The 16,739-nt window shown below is 70.0% G+C and carries 15 protein-coding genes; 11 read left to right on the forward strand and 4 right to left on the reverse strand.

The window, feature by feature from the left end:
* Nucleotides 1-1,218, reverse strand: coding sequence for an MFS transporter (locus ABT004_RS12790; protein ID WP_351335087.1), 1,218 nt, complete (start codon nt 1,216-1,218; stop codon nt 1-3).
* A 398-nt stretch (nt 1,219-1,616) separates the two neighbouring features.
* Here ABT004_RS12790 and ABT004_RS12795 point away from each other — a divergent pair, with 398 nt between their 5' ends.
* The 7 genes from ABT004_RS12795 to ABT004_RS12825 all read left to right on the forward strand — a co-directional run bounded on the left by ABT004_RS12795 (nt 1,617) and on the right by ABT004_RS12825 (nt 8,943).
* A complete protein-coding gene (locus ABT004_RS12795) occupies nt 1,617-2,744 on the forward strand; it encodes a zinc-binding dehydrogenase (protein ID WP_351334953.1) in 1,128 nt (375 codons plus the stop codon).
* A 76-nt stretch (nt 2,745-2,820) separates the two neighbouring features.
* On the forward strand, nt 2,821-4,176 hold the full coding sequence (locus ABT004_RS12800; protein WP_351334956.1) for an ABC transporter substrate-binding protein: 1,356 nt from the start codon (nt 2,821-2,823) through the stop codon (nt 4,174-4,176).
* A complete protein-coding gene (locus ABT004_RS12805) occupies nt 4,173-5,099 on the forward strand; it encodes a carbohydrate ABC transporter permease (RefSeq protein ID WP_351334959.1) in 927 nt (308 codons plus the stop codon). The genes ABT004_RS12800 and ABT004_RS12805 overlap by 4 nt, the downstream gene beginning before the upstream one ends.
* Nucleotides 5,093-5,947 carry a carbohydrate ABC transporter permease gene (locus ABT004_RS12810; protein WP_351334962.1) on the forward strand — a complete coding sequence of 285 codons (855 nt, stop codon included), beginning with the start codon at nt 5,093-5,095 and terminating at the stop codon, nt 5,945-5,947. The genes ABT004_RS12805 and ABT004_RS12810 overlap by 7 nt, the downstream gene beginning before the upstream one ends.
* A complete protein-coding gene (locus ABT004_RS12815; protein ID WP_351334964.1) occupies nt 5,944-7,110 on the forward strand; it encodes a mandelate racemase/muconate lactonizing enzyme family protein in 1,167 nt (388 codons plus the stop codon). The genes ABT004_RS12810 and ABT004_RS12815 overlap by 4 nt, the downstream gene beginning before the upstream one ends.
* Nucleotides 7,111-7,119: 9 nt before the next feature.
* A complete protein-coding gene (locus ABT004_RS12820; RefSeq protein WP_351334967.1) occupies nt 7,120-7,860 on the forward strand; it encodes a GntR family transcriptional regulator in 741 nt (246 codons plus the stop codon).
* Between the two features lie 75 nt (nt 7,861-7,935).
* The gene (locus ABT004_RS12825; RefSeq protein WP_351334969.1) at nt 7,936-8,943 is read left to right on the forward strand and encodes a DUF2804 domain-containing protein; all 1,008 of its coding nucleotides are present in this window, start codon (nt 7,936-7,938) and stop codon (nt 8,941-8,943) included.
* A 27-nt stretch (nt 8,944-8,970) separates the two neighbouring features.
* On the opposite strand, the gene ABT004_RS12830 is transcribed toward ABT004_RS12825, so the two are convergent.
* Nucleotides 8,971-10,674, reverse strand: a complete 1,704-nt coding sequence (locus ABT004_RS12830; protein ID WP_351334972.1) for an alpha/beta hydrolase — start codon at nt 10,672-10,674, stop codon at nt 8,971-8,973.
* A gap of 198 nt (nt 10,675-10,872) precedes the next feature.
* Between ABT004_RS12830 and ABT004_RS12835 the strand changes: the two genes are divergently transcribed.
* On the forward strand, nt 10,873-11,592 hold the full coding sequence (locus tag ABT004_RS12835; protein WP_351334974.1) for a CPBP family intramembrane glutamic endopeptidase: 720 nt from the start codon (nt 10,873-10,875) through the stop codon (nt 11,590-11,592).
* A 6-nt stretch (nt 11,593-11,598) separates the two neighbouring features.
* Here the strand turns inward: ABT004_RS12835 and ABT004_RS12840 are convergent, their stop codons facing one another.
* Nucleotides 11,599-12,069, reverse strand: a complete 471-nt coding sequence (locus tag ABT004_RS12840) for a chemotaxis protein CheB (RefSeq protein WP_351334977.1) — start codon at nt 12,067-12,069, stop codon at nt 11,599-11,601.
* A 278-nt stretch (nt 12,070-12,347) separates the two neighbouring features.
* Between ABT004_RS12840 and ABT004_RS12845 the strand changes: the two genes are divergently transcribed.
* From ABT004_RS12845 to ABT004_RS12855, 3 genes are read left to right on the forward strand one after another with little or no spacing between them, the layout of a single operon-like run.
* Complete coding sequence (locus ABT004_RS12845) at nt 12,348-13,865, forward strand: FAD-dependent oxidoreductase (protein ID WP_351334980.1); 1,518 nt, start codon at nt 12,348-12,350, stop codon at nt 13,863-13,865.
* Nucleotides 13,866-13,916: 51 nt separating this feature from the next.
* Nucleotides 13,917-15,071, forward strand: a complete 1,155-nt coding sequence (locus ABT004_RS12850; protein ID WP_351334983.1) for a hypothetical protein — start codon at nt 13,917-13,919, stop codon at nt 15,069-15,071.
* A gap of 4 nt (nt 15,072-15,075) precedes the next feature.
* Complete coding sequence (locus ABT004_RS12855) at nt 15,076-15,687, forward strand: TetR/AcrR family transcriptional regulator (protein ID WP_351334986.1); 612 nt, start codon at nt 15,076-15,078, stop codon at nt 15,685-15,687.
* A 24-nt stretch (nt 15,688-15,711) separates the two neighbouring features.
* Here the strand turns inward: ABT004_RS12855 and ABT004_RS12860 are convergent, their stop codons facing one another.
* Nucleotides 15,712-16,671 carry a dihydrodipicolinate synthase family protein gene (locus tag ABT004_RS12860; protein ID WP_351334989.1) on the reverse strand — a complete coding sequence of 320 codons (960 nt, stop codon included), beginning with the start codon at nt 16,669-16,671 and terminating at the stop codon, nt 15,712-15,714.
* Nucleotides 16,672-16,739: the final 68 nt, after the last annotated feature.

Consider the following 16,739-nt stretch of genomic DNA (forward strand, 5'->3'; position numbering starts at 1 on the left):
TCATCGCACGCCCCGCAGCCGAGCGGTGGTGAAGACACTGGCGACGGCACAGACCGCGCCGAGCAGCAGAAGGAGGGTGTAGGAGCCGCCGGTGACGGTCAGTACCGCCGAACCGAGGGCGGGGGCGAGGGTCTGCGGCACCGTCTGGGCGAGATTGATCAGCCCCAGGTCCTTGCCGACGCCCTCCGCGTCCGGCAGCACATCCGCCGTCAACGCGGCGTCGACGCCCATGAAGGCACCGAAGGCGAGCGACACCAGCCCCCAGGCGAGCAGGAATTGCGTCTCGGAGGTGATCCGGGTGACCAGCAGCATGCCGAGCCCCACCACCGAGCCCCCGAAGTAGACGAAGGGCCGCCGGCCGAACCGGTCCGACAACGGCGCGGCGGTCACCAGGCCGATCACGGTGAGCAGCCCGGCGACCGCGTTGACCGTGGCGACGCTCGCGGTGGCCGCGTGCAGGTCCAGGTCGAAGCGGGACTGGACGAAGTAGAGCAGACGTGTCTGAAGAACCGCGTAGGCCATGACGACGAGCACGCGGCCCGCGCACGCCCAGCGGAAGTTGTGGTCGCGGAAGGCGACGAACATCGTGCGCCACATCGGCGCTGGTGTGCCCCGGGGCGCCTGGGCGCGATCGTCGTCACGGCTGGATCGTTCGGGAGCCACCAGGACGAACACCACGGTCCCGACCAGCACCACCGCACCGAGGAACGTCGTGCCCACGGCAGGGGTGTCGACGAAGGCGGCGCCGAGCCAGCCCGCGCACGCGGCGGCCAGCGTGGTGGCGAGCGCGGGCAGCGCCCCGACGGTGCCGCGGCGGCTGCGTGGCACGCGTTCCGCCATCACCGTGCTGAGCGGTGTCGTCACGAGGACGACGGTGATCTGCGCGAGGGCGAAGGCCAGCAGGAGCGAGGTCGGTCCGGGGGCGAAGCCCACGGCGGCGAACGCGACCACCGCGCCCGCGCCGCCGGCCAGCAGCCAGGGCGCGCGCCGGCCCAGGCGGTGGCGCGTGCGGTCGGAGAGCATGCCGATCACGGGGCTGGCCAGCATCGAGACGGCCGCCCCCACCGAGGAGACGATGCCCAGCCAGGACTCCTTGTGCGCCTCGCCGACGAGTCGGGCGATCTGCACGGGCAACAGGACCGTGGCCACGGCGTTGACGGTGAGATAGACGGCCGTCTGAGCAGCCGTCAGAGCCGCCCCGACCCGGACAAGACCCACCCGCGGGAGGCCCGCTTCCGGAGCGTCTTCCGGTGCGCCTTCCGGCTCGTCTCCCCGGTTTCCCGGGACAGGTACGGAACGCGCGGACGGATCCGTGGCGTCCAAGACGGCCTCCTGGCGGGAGCGGCGCAGTGGATGGAGGGGGTGGAGCGTAGGAGCGAACCCTGAGCGTAGTCACAATTTCAGTCGAGACAAGACCTGCGAACGAACCCGTTGAACGAGTGAACTTCACGGCTCACTCCATTTTCACGCCCGCCCACCCATCTGGGACGGCTCGCGCTCCCCTCGACCAACCGGACTTCTTTCCTCCCACCCCCTGGACGCGCCGACGATCTTCCGCCTAATGTCTGCCGCATTCCATATTCCATAGAATCCAGAATCCAGGGAGCGAGCAGTCGATGAAGTCACGTGCGGCGGTCGTCACCGGGGTCGGAGAGCCCGTCGAGATCCGTGAGTTCGACGTGCCCGAGCCGGGGCCCGGCCAGTTCGTACTGAAGGTCGAGCTCACCGGGATGTGCGGCACGGACGCACACATCCGTCGCGGGCGGCTCGCCAGTGTCACCTTCCCCGCCCTCCTGGGTCACGAGATCGTCGGCACACTCAGCGCACTCGGCCCCGGCGTGCACACCGACCACGCGGGTCGGCCGGTGTCCCTGGGCGACCGTGTGGGCGTCCTCCCAGCACTGAGCTGTGGCACCTGCTTCGACTGCCAGGTCCGGCACCGGCCCGACGCCTGCCAGGACCGCCGCCCCTCCTACGGCTTCGCCTCGCCCATCGGCCAAGTCCCGGACCTGAGCGGTGGGTTCAGCGAGTACCTGTTCGCCTCCAACGTCGGCACCGTCTTCCACCGCACCGAACTCCCGCCCGGCATCGCCGTTCTGCAAGAACCCCTGTCGGTGGCGCTGCACGGCATCGACAGGGGCCGGATCGGGGTCGGCAGCTCCGTCGTCGTCCAAGGGGTCGGCGCGATCGGGCTGATGGCGGTTGCCGCGGCCCGTGCGGCGGGCGCAGGCCGGATCGTCGCGCTCGGCGACCCGGGCACACGTCTGGAACTCGCCCTGGAACTGGGCGCGGACGACGTCGTCGACATCGGCGAGCACACCGGGACCGAGGCTCGCCGACGTGCGGTCCTGTCCGCGCTGGGCCGCCCGGCGGGCGCGGACTGCGTGATCGGCACGGCCGGCTCACCCCAGGCGTTCACCGAGGCCATCGGTTACCTCGCGAGCGGCGGAGTCCTCGCCGAACTCGGCAACTTCACCGACAGGGGCACCATCCCCTTCAACCCGTTCAGCGACCTGCTGCAACGCGACCTGACGCTCACCGGTGTCTACGGCGCGGGCCCCGACATGCAGCGCCGCTACCACCAGGCGCTGACTCTCCTTGAGCGGGAGGACCGGCCGTACGAGCGCGTGGTCAGCCATCGCGTGCCCCTGGACCGTGTCGGCGAGGCGCTCTCCGCGCTGGAGGGCAGCTACTCCCTCGACGGCCGGGATGTCGTCAAGGTCGCTTTCAGCCCCGTGAGTTGACGACTTACCCCCGCCATTTTCGTCCCACCCCTCCCCCCTTCTTCCTGCCCCGACGGTGACGAGGAGACCGCGTCCCATGCGAAGAATCCCCCTGCCGGTCGCGGCCGCGACAGCCGCGGCCGCCCTGGTACTTGCCGGCTGCTCCACTCCCCCGCAGAAGGGCGGCGCCGGCACTCTCGGCACGGCCCAAAAGCCCGTGGAAATACGGGTGTTGGCCAATGACGCCTTCGCCAAGCAGTGGCAGGACAAGCTCGTGCCACAGTTCCGCAAGGAGTACCCGAACATCAAGGTCAGGGTCGACGGGCTGCCCTATGCGGACCAGTTGCCGAAGACCATGCTCGATCTGACCGGCGTGTCACCCACGTACGACATCGTGCTCGCCGACGATCCCTGGATCCCCCGGCTCGCGGAGACCGGCGCGCTGCTCGACCTGCGCAAGGGGGATGCCCGCAAGACCACCGGCAAGGACTACGACTGGGCCGACTTCACCCCCTCTGACCTGGCGGCAGGCCAGGCCGATGGACACCAGTACGCCGTCCCCGTACGCACCAACCTGATGCTGATGTTCTACAACCGGGCCCTCTACAAGAAGGCCGGGGTCGCCGAGCCCGACGAGCACACGACCTGGAAGCAGTACCTCAAGGACGCCTCCAAGCTCGACCAGGACACCGACGGGGACGGCAAGAAGGACTCCTGGGCGGTCGGGACCTACTTCACCAAGGACCCACTGACACCCACCATCTGGCAGACGATGCTCAACGCCGACGGCGGACAACTGATGGACGACAAGCATCACGTCACGTTCAACAACGCCAAGGGTGTCAAGGCCTTGCAGACCCATATCGACCTGCTCAAGCACGCTCCGCCCGGTGCGAGTACGTATCAGTTCAACGAGCCGCTGGAGGCGTTCCGGCAGGGCAGGACAGCCACCATGTTCATGTGGGGCAGTGTCTACAAGGGCACGGCCATGGACAGCGCGTCCACGAAGCTCGGCTCCGGGGACGTCGGCATCACCACGATGCCCGCCGGCTCAGCGGGACCCAGCACACACCGTGGTGTGTGGTCGGCGGCGGTCACCAAGAAGTCGCCCCACCAGGCCGCCGCGTGGACGTTCCTGCAGTGGGTGACCTCGAAGAAGGGCGAGCAGTGGGTCGGCGCCCATCTGGGGTCGTTCCCCGCCCGCCGTTCCACCCTGGCCGATCCTCCGGCCGAGTGGCTGCGCCCCGTGTACAGCGCCATCGAGAAGGGCGACAAGGCGGTCAAGGCCGGGAAGATGTACCGTCCCCGGCTCCCCGAGTCCGACGCCGTACAGCAGATCCTCGCCCTGGAGACCAGCCGGGCCATGTCGGGCGAGACGACCGCGAAGGAGGCCCTGGACCGGGCGGAGAAGGACATCTCCACGCTCCTCGCGGCGAAGGGGTACGACCAGTGAGCGCCCCGACGACGACACCCCGCGGGCTGCTGCCCTTCCGCCGTGGCGCGCGGCTCGGTGAACAGGGCACCGCGTGGCTGTTCCTCACCCCCGCTCTCGTGCTGCTCGGCGGCATGCTGCTCTACCCCATCGCGTACACGGTCTGGGTCAGCTTCTCCTCCTTCGACCTCGCGAAGTTCGAGCCCTCCGGCTGGGTGGGGTGGAGCAACTACCGGCTGGTGCTGCAGGATCCGGGCTTCGCCCAGTCCCTCAAAGTGACCGGCATCTACCTGATCCTCGCCCTGCCACTCCAGATGGTGCTCGGGTTCGCGATCGCGTTTCTGCTGAACGTGGAGTGGAAGGGCCGCGGCGTGCTGCGGGCGCTCTTCCTGATCCCGATGGTGGTGGCTCCCGTCGTCGCCGGCGGGATGTGGCGGATGCTGCTCGACCCCATGTGGGGCGTGGTCAACTACGTACTCGGGCTTGTCGGCATCGGGCCCGTCGAGTGGCTCGGCGACCCGACACTCGCCATGATCAGCCTCGTGGTGATCGACACCTGGCGCTGGACCCCCTTCGTGGTGCTGATCGCCTCGGCCGGGATCATGGCACTGCCCACCGAGGTGTACGAGGCGGCCCGTGTGGACGGCGCCTCCGCGCTGCGCACACTGTGGCGGATCACGCTGCCGCTGCTCGTGCCGGTGATGTCCGCCGCGTTCATCGTGCGATGGCTGGGTGCGGTCAAGATGTTCGACATCGCGCTCGCGGCCACCAAGGGCGGCCCGGGACAGGCCACCGATGTGGTCAACCTCTACATCTACGACAAGGGTTTCCGCAGCCTGGAGTTCGGCAGCGCCTCCTCCATGGCGACGCTGGTGCTGCTGCTCACGCTGGTGGTCACCTACGTGCTCTTCCGGATTACCCGGCGGTTGGAGAACCGATGGTGAGCGAGACGGTACAGACGGCGCCGGGACCGAAGTGGGGCCGAGTCTTCGCGATCGGCGGGGCCATCCTGGTGACACTCGTCTTCCTGTTCCCGGTGCTGTGGATGGTGAGCATCTCCTTCAAGCTGCCGCGTGACATCTTCTCCGTCCCGCCCCGCCTCTTCAGCGAGCTGACATCGGCGAACTACACGAGCTACTTCCAGCAGGCCCGCATCCTGCCCCGCATGGTCAACACGGTGATCGTGGCGGGTGGTTCGGCCGTCATCTCGATGGTCGTCGGCTCGATGGCCGGCTACGCGCTGTCGCGGCTGCGCATGCGCGGCGCGGGCGTCGTCGCGGGACTGATCCTCGCCTCGCGTGCGGTGCCGCCGATCGCCCTGGTCGTCCCGATGTTCCTCGTCGCACGCAAGCTCCAGCTGACCGACCAGTACATCACCGTGATCCTCGCCTACATGACGTTCCTGATCCCGTACGTGGTGTGGCTGATGCAGGCCTTCTTCCGCGGTCTGCCGCGGGAGTTGGAGGAGTCGGCGATGGTCGACGGGTGCACACGGTTCGGCGCCTTCTTCCGCATCATCGTGCCGTGCAGCCTCAGCGGCCTCGTCTCGACGCTGATCTACTGCGTCATCCTCGCCTGGGAGGAGCTGCTGTTCGCCCTGGTGCTCACCAACGACCACGCGGTCACCATCCCGGTCGCCATCGCGGGCATGGCCGCGGACACGGAACGGGGCGGCCTGTGGGGCCCGTTGGCGGCCGTCGGGGTGCTGACGGTACTGCCCGTCGTCATCTTCGCGCTCGCCGTGCAGAAGTACCTCGTCAAGGGCCTCGCCGACGGAGCGACCAAGGGATGACCACACGCATACGGGACGTCCGCGCCCGCCTCGTCGAACTGCCCTACCCGCGCCCCTTCCACCCCTCCTGGGCACCTGAGGGCGGCCACCGCGCCATGTCGGCCGTCATCGTGGAGGTGGAGACGGAGGACGGCATCGTCGGGGTGTCCGGCGGCGACATGGGACACGGCACCGGGCCGATGCTCCTGGAGACCATCCGTACGTGGCTCAGGCCCGCGCTCGTCGGCCTCGACGTCCTCGCGACCACGGGCATCGCCAACCGACTGCGGTACGTCGCCGAATACGTCTTCCCCCGGCCCTGGGTCGTGGGCGTCGCCGTCTGGGACGCGGTGGGCAAGGCCTGCGGCCGGCCGCTGCACCAGTTGTGGGGCGGTGAGCGCACCGCCATTCGCGCGTACGCGAGCTTCGGCGAAGTGCGCGACCGGCATCAGCGGGCCGACGATGCCCTCCAAGTGGTGGCGGAGGGATTCACCGGCATCAAACTGCGGGTGCACGCGGACACGATCGCCGAGGACGTGGCCCAAGTGGCCGCCGTACGCGAGGCGGTGGGGCCCGACGTCACGCTGATGGTGGACGCCAACCAGGCGGCCGCGTCCTGGCGCTACCGTCCCGACGGCAGCCGCATGATCTGGGACTTCGAGCGGGCGCTCACCACCGCGCGGGAGTTCGCCGACCTCGGCGTGGCCTGGCTGGAGGAACCGCTGGGGCGTCACGACTACCGCTCCCAGCGGGAGTTGACGGCCGCCTCCCCCATTCCCATCGCGGGCGGGGAGCACAACCGCGGCCTGGGTCAGCTCGTCCGTCTGCTGGAGGACGACTGCTTCAGCATCTACCAGCCCGACGCCAATGAGAGCGAGGAGATCGGCGCGCTGCGGATGTTCGGGATGATGGCCGCGGCGCGGCAGCGGAAGGTGATCCCGCACGCCTGGGCGACCGGCCTCGGCGTGGCGGGGAACCTGCAGCTGTGCGCTTCGCTGCCGAACTGCGACTGGCTGGAGTATCCGTACGACCCCCCGGTGATCGTGCCGGAGGTCTTCCACGTGATGCTCACCCGGCCGCTGCTGCCCGACGCCTCCGGGAACGTACCGCTTCCCGAGGGCCCGGGGATCGGCGTCGAACTTGACCATGCGGCGATCGAGCCGCTGACCGTACAGCAGGTGTGAGAGGCGCACATGACCCGACGACCTTCCTCCGCGGACCCGGCCCTGTCCGGTGGGCCGGCCCCGCGACCGCCCGAGCCCTTCCGTACCAAGGCCGACCTGGCCGCGGAGCACATCAAGCAAGAGATCATGTCGGGGCGGGCGGCACCCGGCACGAAGCTCGTGGCGCGCACGGTCGCGGAGGCGGTCGGCATCAGCGAGACCCCCGTCAGGGAGGCCGTCAAGCAGCTGGTGTCGGAGGGCTGGCTCGTCGAACGGCCGCACGTGGGCGCGGTGGTGGCGCAGGTGACCGTCGACAACGCGCGTGAGCTGTACGGGGTCAGGGCGGCGCTGTCGGCGCTGGCCCTGGAGCTCGGCGGGCCGCTGACGGGAACCAGGCTCGACCAGGTCGACGAGGTGCTGGCCGAGTCCGTCGAGGCGGTCGGCGAAGGGGACGTGGCCCGCTTCGCCGCCCTCAACCGGCGGTTCCACTCGCTGCTCTGTGACACCGGGCAGACGCAGATGATCCACCGGATGCTGACCGGGATCTGGTCCAAGACCGAAACCGCCCAGCGCGGGTTCCGTCTGGTGCCCTGGCGGCTTCCGGAGTCCCACGCCGAGCACGTGGCCATCAGGGACGCGCTCGCGGGCGGGTCGTTCCAGGAGGCGGCGGAGCTGGTGCGCGCCCACGAACTGGCGGCGATGGACGCGCTGATCCAGGCACTGGAGGAACAGTCCGCGGCCGACGGCGCCGGGCCCCGCGGGGCCAACTGAAGCGCGGCGCGCCCTGTTCCCCTTCACCAATGGTCCGGCCTCATTCACAGGGGCCCAGAGTTCAAGGAGAACTTCATGCACACCGGGCACCGCGTAGCGGAGCGCGAGATCACCGAGCGGACCAATCTGTGCCGTCCCGACGGGCGGCTCAACCCGGACGCGGTCGGCTGGAGCAGGACGCCCCTGCACCACACCAACCTCAAGGGCTGGGGCCGCACGATGCGCTGGGAGTACTGGTGTGTCGTCACGCCGAACCATGTGTTCGCCGTCACCGCCTCCAGCCTCGACTACCTGTCCAGCAAGGGCGCCTGGTGCCTGGACCGGCGCACGAACACCCCCCTTCATTCGGTGGAGGTGACCAAGCCGGCCCGTGGCGTGCAGTTCCCCGACCGCTGCGGGGAGGGCAGCGTGTGGCTGGGGCCCGGCCAGAACTCCGTCTCCATCGAGGAGGTCCCCGGGCACACCCGGCTGCGGGTGAAGGCCGGTGAGTTGCGGGCCGACCTTCGGGTGGAGCGCGTTCCGGGGCGGGACAGCCTGGCGGTGGTGGTGCCGTGGTCGGATCGGCGCTTCCAGTACACGGTCAAGGACGTGGGCCGCCCCGTGGAGGGCACCATCACCGTGCGGGGCGAGGAGTTCCCGGTGTCCGCCGAGGAATCCGTCGCCACCCTGGACCACGGCCGGGGCCGCTGGCCCAGCAGCACGCTGTGGAACTGGGGCGCCGCGCACGGCCACGTCGACGGCCGCGAGGTCGGCCTGCAGATCGGCGGCAAGTGGACCGACGGCACCGGCAGTGTGGAGAACGGCCTCTTCCTCGACGGCCGGTTGCACAAGATCAGCGAAGAGCTGGTGTGGCGTTACGACAGCCAGGACTGGTACGCGCCGTGGCACATCACCGGTGAGCGTGTCGACCTTGAGTTCCAGCCCGAGTACGTGCGTTCCTCCGACGCCACTCGGCTGTGGATGCGCAGCCGCGAGGACCAGGCATTCGGCCGCTACCGGGGCCGGGTCGTCGACGACGCGGGCGAGACCGTGGAGGTGCGGGACCTCTACGGCTGGGCCGAGGAGGTCCACCGGCGCTGGTGAGCGGCACGGAGGTGCGGTCGCGGCTGGTCAGGACGTCAGTCGGCGGGCGAGACGTTCGGAGTCCGCCTCGGTCCAGCCGGGCGGCCGGGTGATCTCCGCCCATGCGCTGGTCGGCATCGCGCCGTACCGGTGCCCGTAGCCGTCGGGGACGTCCGCCGCGCCGGCCATGTCGCAGGCCACCTGCCAGAACGTGAGCAGCGGGTACCAGCGCATGGCCGGTGACACGTCCCCGGCCCGCGGTGTCAGCATCCAGTCCGGTTTGTTGACGGCGAGCCCCGGCGACCACCACACCACCGGGTCCGACCCGTTCTGCAGGTAGACCGACCGCGGCTGTCGCCAGGGCGCGTCCGGGATCGTGTAGTCACGGGGTACCTGGGCGAACCGCACGTTCGCCCCGTTGTCGTAGACCGGCCGCCACTGCGGGCTGCCGGTCCGGCGGCCGTCGGTGACCCGGTTCCACAGCGGGTTGCTGTACGTGGGGCCGACGAACAGCGCCCCGTCGACCTTCGAGGTGAGCGCGTCCGGGGATCCGCCGAGCGCGTGCTCCATCGCGTACGATCCCAAACTCTCGCCGTACACGAGGAGTTGAGGCCGGTCGCCCTTGGGCAGCGTGAGCCACTTGCGGCGCACCGCGTCGAACAGGGCGGAACCGGCGTCCGCGGCCTCGTCCTCCGTCAGCACCGACACACCACTGGGCAAGTACGAGTACTGCATGGCCACCAGGGCGCTGTCGCCGCCCCACATGTACTCCAACGGCTTGCTGCCCTGCTCGTTGATCCAGCCGGTGCCGGTGGTGCCCATCACGGCCAGCACCTTGCGGGAGAAGCCGCCGGTGCGTTCCAGCTCGCGTACGGCGAGGTCGGCCCGCTTCTGGAGGGTGTCGGCCGAGCGGAGACCGACGTACACCCGCACCGGATCCTTGGCCGGTGCATGGGTGAACGACGCGATGTCCTCACGGCGGGTGGCCTCGCCGACGAAGTCCCGGCCCTTGGCGCCCAGGCTGTCCCACGGCGCCTGCGACGGCGGACTGCCCGAGAGCGTGGCCAGCTCGGGCCGCACGATGCCCTCCGTGGTCCCCTGGTCGGTCAGCGACGCGGCGCTCTCGATCACGCGCAGGGCCCGGCCGACCAGAACCCCTTGAGCGAAACCGATGGCGATGAGGGCGACCAGGACGACACCGACGGCGTACGCCACAGGGCGCGGCACATGACCCCCTGCGAGGTTCGTCACGACACGTGTCGCAAGGCGCAGCACGCGGGCCACGCCCAGCACGAGCAGCGCCAGCACGGCGGAGACCAGCGGCACCAACGCCCATTGCCACCACACCACCTGAGGTGGCATCGACACGGCCCGGCGCACATCACCCTGCCAGCGCACGCTCCGCGCCGTCAGCACCACGACGGCCGCGACCGCGACGGCGGCCACCGCCCACTTCACCCACCCGTGACGCGTACGTGGTGGATACAGCCCGGCGCGGCCGGCGATCCGGCGCGTCACCGCGTCGAGAATCGCACCGACGGCGTACCCGACCACCGCCGTGACGCCCGCCGCGAGCCCTTGCAGCCACCAGGCGCGCGGCAGGAGCGAAGGCGTCAGTGACAGGCAGTAGAAGACCGCGGCCAGCACGCACCCGCCCCAGGAGAACCCTCTGAACACGACCCGCTCAGACCCCGCGTGCCGACGGAACCAGGACCGCGGCCTGCCGTACACCTGATACGAACTGTGCTCCACCGCAGGCACTCCTCAGGCCGCGCTCGACACCTCCGGAGAGGGGACCGCGGCAACGGCAACCGGTTCCGACAACTTGCCAGTAATGTCGCATCAATCCAGGCTTGGCACTACTTGTGCGCACCTACTTGTACACATCTACTGACGCACACCTACTCACGCCCATCTATACGGACCGTCGGCGGACGAGGTGACCCATCCATGCAGGCACCCTTCACCGGGCGCATCTCCCACGCCTCGGCCCTCGCCTGCGCCGTCGGCGTGCTGGTACTGACCAACCTCGCCAACAACCGCTGGATCCCTTCCTGGATCCTGCTCACCGCGGTGGTCAGCACCTGCGTGCTCGTGCTGCTCCTGCTCCGGGCCGGCGGCGAGTGGGCCGATCTCGGTCTGGCCCGGGACTCGCTGGGCACCGGCGTGCGCTGGGCCCTCGCCCTCATCGGCATCGTCGCCGCCGTCTACGTGTGCGCCGCCGCTCTCCCGGCCACCCGCCACCTGTTCGAGGACAACCGCAACGACGGCCTCGGCCTGCCCGAGGTGCTGCTCAAGTCACTGATGATGGTTCCCCTGGGAACCGTCCTTCTGGAGGAGACGGCGTTCCGCGGTGTCCTGTACGGCCTGATCCAGCGCATGCGCGGCCCCACGGCGGCCATGCTGGGCTCGTCGCTGCTCTTCGGCCTCTGGCACATCCTGCCGTCGCTCAACCTCGCCAACGACAAGCCCGCACTCACGTCCACCTTCGGGAACTCCGTACTGGGCACCGTCCTGGTCGAACTGGGCACGGTCCTCTTCACCGCGGCGGCGGGATGCGTCCTCTGCCTGCTCCGGAACCGCAGCGGCAGCCTGCTGGCCCCGATGGGCCTCCACTGGGCGACCAACGCCCTTGGGTACGTGTTCGGGTATCTGTGGAGTCGGGCATGAGGGCCCTCAACAACGCCCCACCAGACGGGCGATGGCCGGTGCGATGTCCTCCAGGGGCAGGACGAGGTCGACCAGTCCGGTGTTGATCGCCGAGCGGGGCATGCCGCGGAACTCGGCTGTGGCCGGGTTCTGCACGATGACGGTGCCGCCGTGCTTCTTCACCGCGGTGATGCCTCGTGAGCCGTCGCCGTCGGCGCCGGTGAGTACGCAGGCAATGGTCCTGGAACCGTAGGCCTTCGCGGCGGACTCGAACATCGGGTCGGCGGCCGGGCGGGCGTGGTTCACCGGCTCCTCCTCCGTCAACGCCAGCGTCCTGGACGTCCCCACGCACAGGTGCCGGTCCGGCGGAGCGATGTACACGGTGCCCAGATCGGGGTCCTCCCCGTCCTCGGCCAGCTTGATCCTGAGGTCGGTCCGGGGGGGGGACAGCACGGAGACGATCCGCGTCTCGCGGGAGCGCCGAAGGTGCTGCACCACCAGAACGCCGACAACTCCCCGCTCAGGCCGCCCAACAGCGTCCCCAGGCCCTGAATCCCACCCGCGGACGCGGCCACCAGAACAATCACCAGAAGTGGAAGAAGCACCGGTACTCACCTTTGGAGAGTAACCCCCGGCGCGGCCCAGCAGGCGGAAGCCCCTGTGCCTGCGCCCTGCCGGAAGGCTGACGGTCAAAGCCTGGTGACTTCGGGGCGTAGCTGTTAACTTCCCCCTCCACGATCATACATTCAGTCATTACGTGTATGAATGGAGCGACTATGCGGGGAACGACGGCCGTGGTGCTGGGCGGCAGCGTGGCGGGGCTGTGTGCGGCGGGGGTGCTCGCGCGGCACTTCGACGAGGTGGTCGTGCTGGAGCGGGACCAGCTCCCGCCGGACGCTCAGCATCGGCGGGGCGTGCCGCAGAGCAAGCATCCGCACTTCCTTCTCAACTCCGGGCGCCGCGCGATCAGTGAGATCTTCCCCGGGTTCGAGGAGGATCTGATCGCGGCGGGCGGGATGCTCCTGATGCCGTCGCTGGACGCGGCGTACTGCGAGAACGACGGCTGGGGGCCGCGCCAGGCCGGCTCGATGACGATGGTGTACAGCTCCCGCGTGCTCATCGAGCGGGTCCTGCGCGACAAGGTCCGTGAGCTCCCGGCCATCGAAATCCGCGAGGGTGTGAGTGTCACCGGGCTGCGGACCAGCGGGGGCGGGACCGCCGCCGGGCGGGTCGAGGGGGTCGACTTCCGTACGGACGACGGCGGTTCGGGGCAGCTCTCCGCCGACCTGGTCGTCGACGCGCTGGGGCGCGGCTCGTCCGTCGCCGACTGGCTGGCCGGGGCCGGGTGGCCGGCGGCGGCGGAGAAGACCCTCGACGCCAAGGTCACGTACACCTCGCGGTGGTACGACCTGCCACCCGCCGACCGGCGTCCCGAGTCCTGGTGGTGGAAGCACCTGGTCGTCACCCCGACCCAGGACACCGGCGACCACCCCGAGGAGCACGAGTTCCTCAGCAACTTCTTCCCGATCGAGGGTGATCGGGCGATCGTGTGCATGGGCGCGTGGGGTCTGCGGATGCCCCGCGAGGTCGGCACCTTCGAGGCCGCGGCGGACCGCGTACGGGCGACGGCCTTCGGGCAGGCGATGCACACCTGCACACCGACCTCCGAGGTGCACCTCACCCGCTCGACCGGCAACAAGTGGCGCCGCTTCGACCTGCTCGAACGGCCGCCGCTCGGCCTGGTGAGCGTTGGTGACTCGATCTGCGCGTTCAACCCGTTCTACGCCCAGGGGATGAGTTCGGCGGCCCGCTCCGCGCTCATCCTCGCCGAGCTGCTGCGCGGCCGCGAGGCCCTCGACGCCGCCTTCTTCCGCGAGTTCCTCGGCCGGCAGAAGAAGTCGCTCGACGTGCCGTGGATGCTCGCGATGGCCCGTGACCAGGCCTACGACTTCGCGACCGGGAGCGAGGTCGTCGCCGCCTGGCGCCGCAACCTGTCGGCGCGCCTCAGCTGGCCGGTCTTCAACGCCATCACCGCGACGAGCCGTGAAGACGCCTACGTGGAGCGGACGTTCGCCGAGGTCTTCAACCTCGACAAGTCGCTGCGCGAGATGGCCACCGACCCGCGGTTCTGGTTCCGTATCGCGCGCTACAAGGTGCGTCGACTGCTCGGCCGCACGGTCGTACCCGGTGGGTTCGACGAGCAACAGGACCCGCCCGCGACCGACTTCACGGATGCCACCACCAACGGCGCCGACCGCACGCCCGCCGCGGACCCCGCTCTCGTCAAGGACTGAGACACACCACGCTGAGACATCCACCGGCACGACCGATCCGAGGAGCGACGGATGGGCTACACATGCGACTCAGCGGCCGAGCGCATCTCGGAAGGGCTCGGATTCTCGTGCCATGACGCCGCCCCCGTCGTGGACCTCCGCAACCCGTTCGACCTCGAGAGCGGCACGATGCCGTTCCTCGAACTGCTCGTCATCGGCGGCGCGGTGTTCGCCCTCGTCCACGCGTGGCGGCGGTGGCGGCGCGACGGCGACCCGGTCAACATCTCGCTGTGGTTCGGCTCGGTCGTCTACCTGGCGGTAATCGAACCGCCGCTCTACTTCCCGAGCTGGTTCGGGCTGCAGGAGCACGTGGGGCTCATCTTCTCCCACAACGTGTTCACCGTGCAGTTCATGTACGACCGGCTGCCGCTCTACATCGTCGCCTTCTATCCGGCGCTGTCGCAGCTCGCCTACGAACTGGTCCGCGTCCTCGGCGTCTTCGCGCGGCGGGGACCGCTGGCCGGTTCGCTGGCCGTCGCGTTCGTCTGCCAGGTGTTCTACGAGATATTCGATCAGCTCGGGCCCCAACTGAAGTGGTGGGCCTGGAACCCCGACAACACGTTGATCAACGAGCCGGCGCTCGCCTCGGTCCCGATGAACAGCATGTTCCTGTTCGCCTCGGTGTCCTTCGGCGCGATGACCTACCTCGTCGTACGGCTGGTCGGCGCAAAGGACGCCGGGGAGGGCGGAGAGGCAGGCAGGGGTGCGCTTTCCGGCCGTCGGATCGCCCTGCGCACCCTGGCCGCCGGTGTGCTGACACCACTCGCGATGGGTGTCGCCGGGATACCCAGCAACCTGTTCAGCGGCGGGGACCAGCTCGGGATCCAACGGGCCGTCCTCGGGGTCGAGTTGGCCCTGGTCTGGCTCGTCGGCCTCTACCTGCTCGCGGACTCCTGGCGCGCGCGGCGGGCCGACCCGACACCGGCCCCGGCGGCGTCACCGTGGTTCGCCCGGGTCTACCCGGCGGTGTACCTCGTCGCCCATGTCCTCCTCTGGCTGGTCGCGTTGCCGGCGTACTTCGCGGCGTCCGACGGCGTCACCGAGCAGGGCACGCCGGTCGGAAGCCTCTGGTACACCGGCCTGTGCGCCGTCGCCGCCGCCGGTCTCGTGGTGGCCGCACTGCGCGCGACCATGCCCCAACGGGCCGAGGAGCTTGTGCGATCCTGAGGGCATGGGTCATCACGGCTGGGGAGGCCGCCCTCCCGCATCGGACGCGGAGGCGCGGCAGCGGATCATCGACGCGACCGCCCGCTGCGTCGACCGGCACGGCGCGGCGAAGACGACCCTGTCCGACGTCGCGGGCGAACTCGGTGTCACCCGGCAGACCGTGTACCGCCACTTCGGCGGCATCGGTGACATCATCGGCGAGGTGGCGGCCCAGGGCGCCGAGTCGTTCGTCGACTCGATGATCGCGCACCTGCAAGGCGTCACCGACCCGGCGGATGCCGTGGTCGAGGGCATGATCTTCTGCGTGCGGACCATCCCCACCGAGCCACGCCTGAGCCTGCTGCTGCAGCGTGGCGACACCACCGCCTTCGGGCGCGGCGCCACCACCGGTGACACCATCACCTACGGCGCCAAGATGTTGCAGCGGTTCCCCGTCGACTGGGCCGCAGCGGGCATCGGCGAGGCCGATCTCGACGGCCTCGCCGAGATCATCATGCGGCTCCTGACCTCGCTGCTCCAGCACCCCGGCGAGCCCCCGCAGGACGAAGCCCGGCTCCGCGCCCTCCTCAACCGCTGGCTGGCCCCGGCCCTGTCCGGCACGCCGCGGCCCGGGTAGGCGGCCTGCCCCAACGGCGGACCGTCACCGTGCTGGAAGCAGCCCGGCGCTCCGCAGGTGTCGCTCGACGGATGCGACGGAGGTGTCGGCGAGCGGGATCTGCGGCGCGGCCGTGACACCGTGTGTGAACACACCGAGCAGGCGCAGGGCGTGCTTGAAGCCGCCGAGGGCGGAGGAGTTGCGGCCCATGTCGGTCTCCGGGCCCGTGTCGACGAGGCCGAACAGTTCGACGAGGCGCTCCTGCTCCTTGACCGCGGTGTCCAGGTCGCCGCCGCGTACGGCGTCGTAGAGGCGGACGTATCCGGCCGGGTCGACGTTGCCGAGTCCGGGTACGACACCGTCGGCGCCCGCCAACAGGGCGGCGTCCACGGTCAGTTCGGATCCCGTGAGGATGCTGAAGGAGGGCGCGGGGCCGTCGGCGCGGCCGCGGCGTCCGCCGAGTTCGACGAGGAGTCGCCGCAAGGACCCCTCGTCGCCGCTGCTGTCCTTGAGTCCGGCGAGTGTGCCGTCCTCGGCGAGTTCGCGTACCAGCGCGGCGGAGAGCTTGGTGTGTACGCAGACGGGCAGATCGTAGGCGAACAGGGGAAGGTCGACCCGCTCGCGCAGCAGGCGGAAGTGGCGGGCGATCTCGACCGGGTGTGTACGGGTGTAGAAGGGCGCGGTGGCCACCAGCGCGTCGGCGCCGGCCGCGAGGGCGGCGCGGCCGTGTTCCGCGACGCGGGGTGTGGTCATGTCGATGACACCGGCGAGCACCGGGACCCGTCCGCGGGCGGCCTCGATGACGGTCTCCAGGGCGACGGCCCGCTGCCGGTCGGTGAGGAAGGCGACCTCGCTGCTGGAGCCCAGGGCGAACAGTCCGTGCACTCCCCCGTCCACCAGGTGGTCGACGAGCCGGGCGAGGGAGGCCGTGTCGACGTCACCGTGCGCGTCCAGCGGGGTGCAGACGGGCGGGACGACGCCGCGGAGGGGCTGGGGCCAGGACATGGGGTCTCCAGAAATGTACGTGGGTGGTTCGGAGGGAAACAGGGCCGCCCGGCACCCGGGCGGCCCTG

The sequence above is a fragment of the Streptomyces sp. NPDC002790 genome (genome assembly GCF_040295505.1).
GTDB lineage: Bacteria > Actinomycetota > Actinomycetes > Streptomycetales > Streptomycetaceae > Streptomyces.

Excerpts from the sequence above, each read along its gene's own strand:
- ABT004_RS12795 (WP_351334953.1), top strand. The coding sequence starts at position 1,617 with ATGAAGTCACGTGCGGCGGTCGTCACCGGGGTCGGAGAGCCCGTCGAG.
- ABT004_RS12800 (WP_351334956.1), top strand. The coding sequence starts at position 2,821 with ATGCGAAGAATCCCCCTGCCGGTCGCGGCCGCGACAGCCGCGGCCGCC.
- ABT004_RS12810 (WP_351334962.1), top strand. The coding sequence starts at position 5,093 with ATGGTGAGCGAGACGGTACAGACGGCGCCGGGACCGAAGTGGGGCCGA.
- ABT004_RS12815 (WP_351334964.1), top strand. The coding sequence starts at position 5,944 with ATGACCACACGCATACGGGACGTCCGCGCCCGCCTCGTCGAACTGCCC.
- ABT004_RS12820 (WP_351334967.1), top strand. The coding sequence starts at position 7,120 with ATGACCCGACGACCTTCCTCCGCGGACCCGGCCCTGTCCGGTGGGCCG.
- ABT004_RS12825 (WP_351334969.1), top strand. The coding sequence starts at position 7,936 with ATGCACACCGGGCACCGCGTAGCGGAGCGCGAGATCACCGAGCGGACC.
- ABT004_RS12835 (WP_351334974.1), top strand. The coding sequence starts at position 10,873 with ATGCAGGCACCCTTCACCGGGCGCATCTCCCACGCCTCGGCCCTCGCC.
- ABT004_RS12845 (WP_351334980.1), top strand. The coding sequence starts at position 12,348 with ATGCGGGGAACGACGGCCGTGGTGCTGGGCGGCAGCGTGGCGGGGCTG.
- ABT004_RS12850 (WP_351334983.1), top strand. The coding sequence starts at position 13,917 with ATGGGCTACACATGCGACTCAGCGGCCGAGCGCATCTCGGAAGGGCTC.
- ABT004_RS12855 (WP_351334986.1), top strand. The coding sequence starts at position 15,076 with ATGGGTCATCACGGCTGGGGAGGCCGCCCTCCCGCATCGGACGCGGAG.
- ABT004_RS12860 (WP_351334989.1), bottom strand. The coding sequence starts at position 16,671 with ATGTCCTGGCCCCAGCCCCTCCGCGGCGTCGTCCCGCCCGTCTGCACC.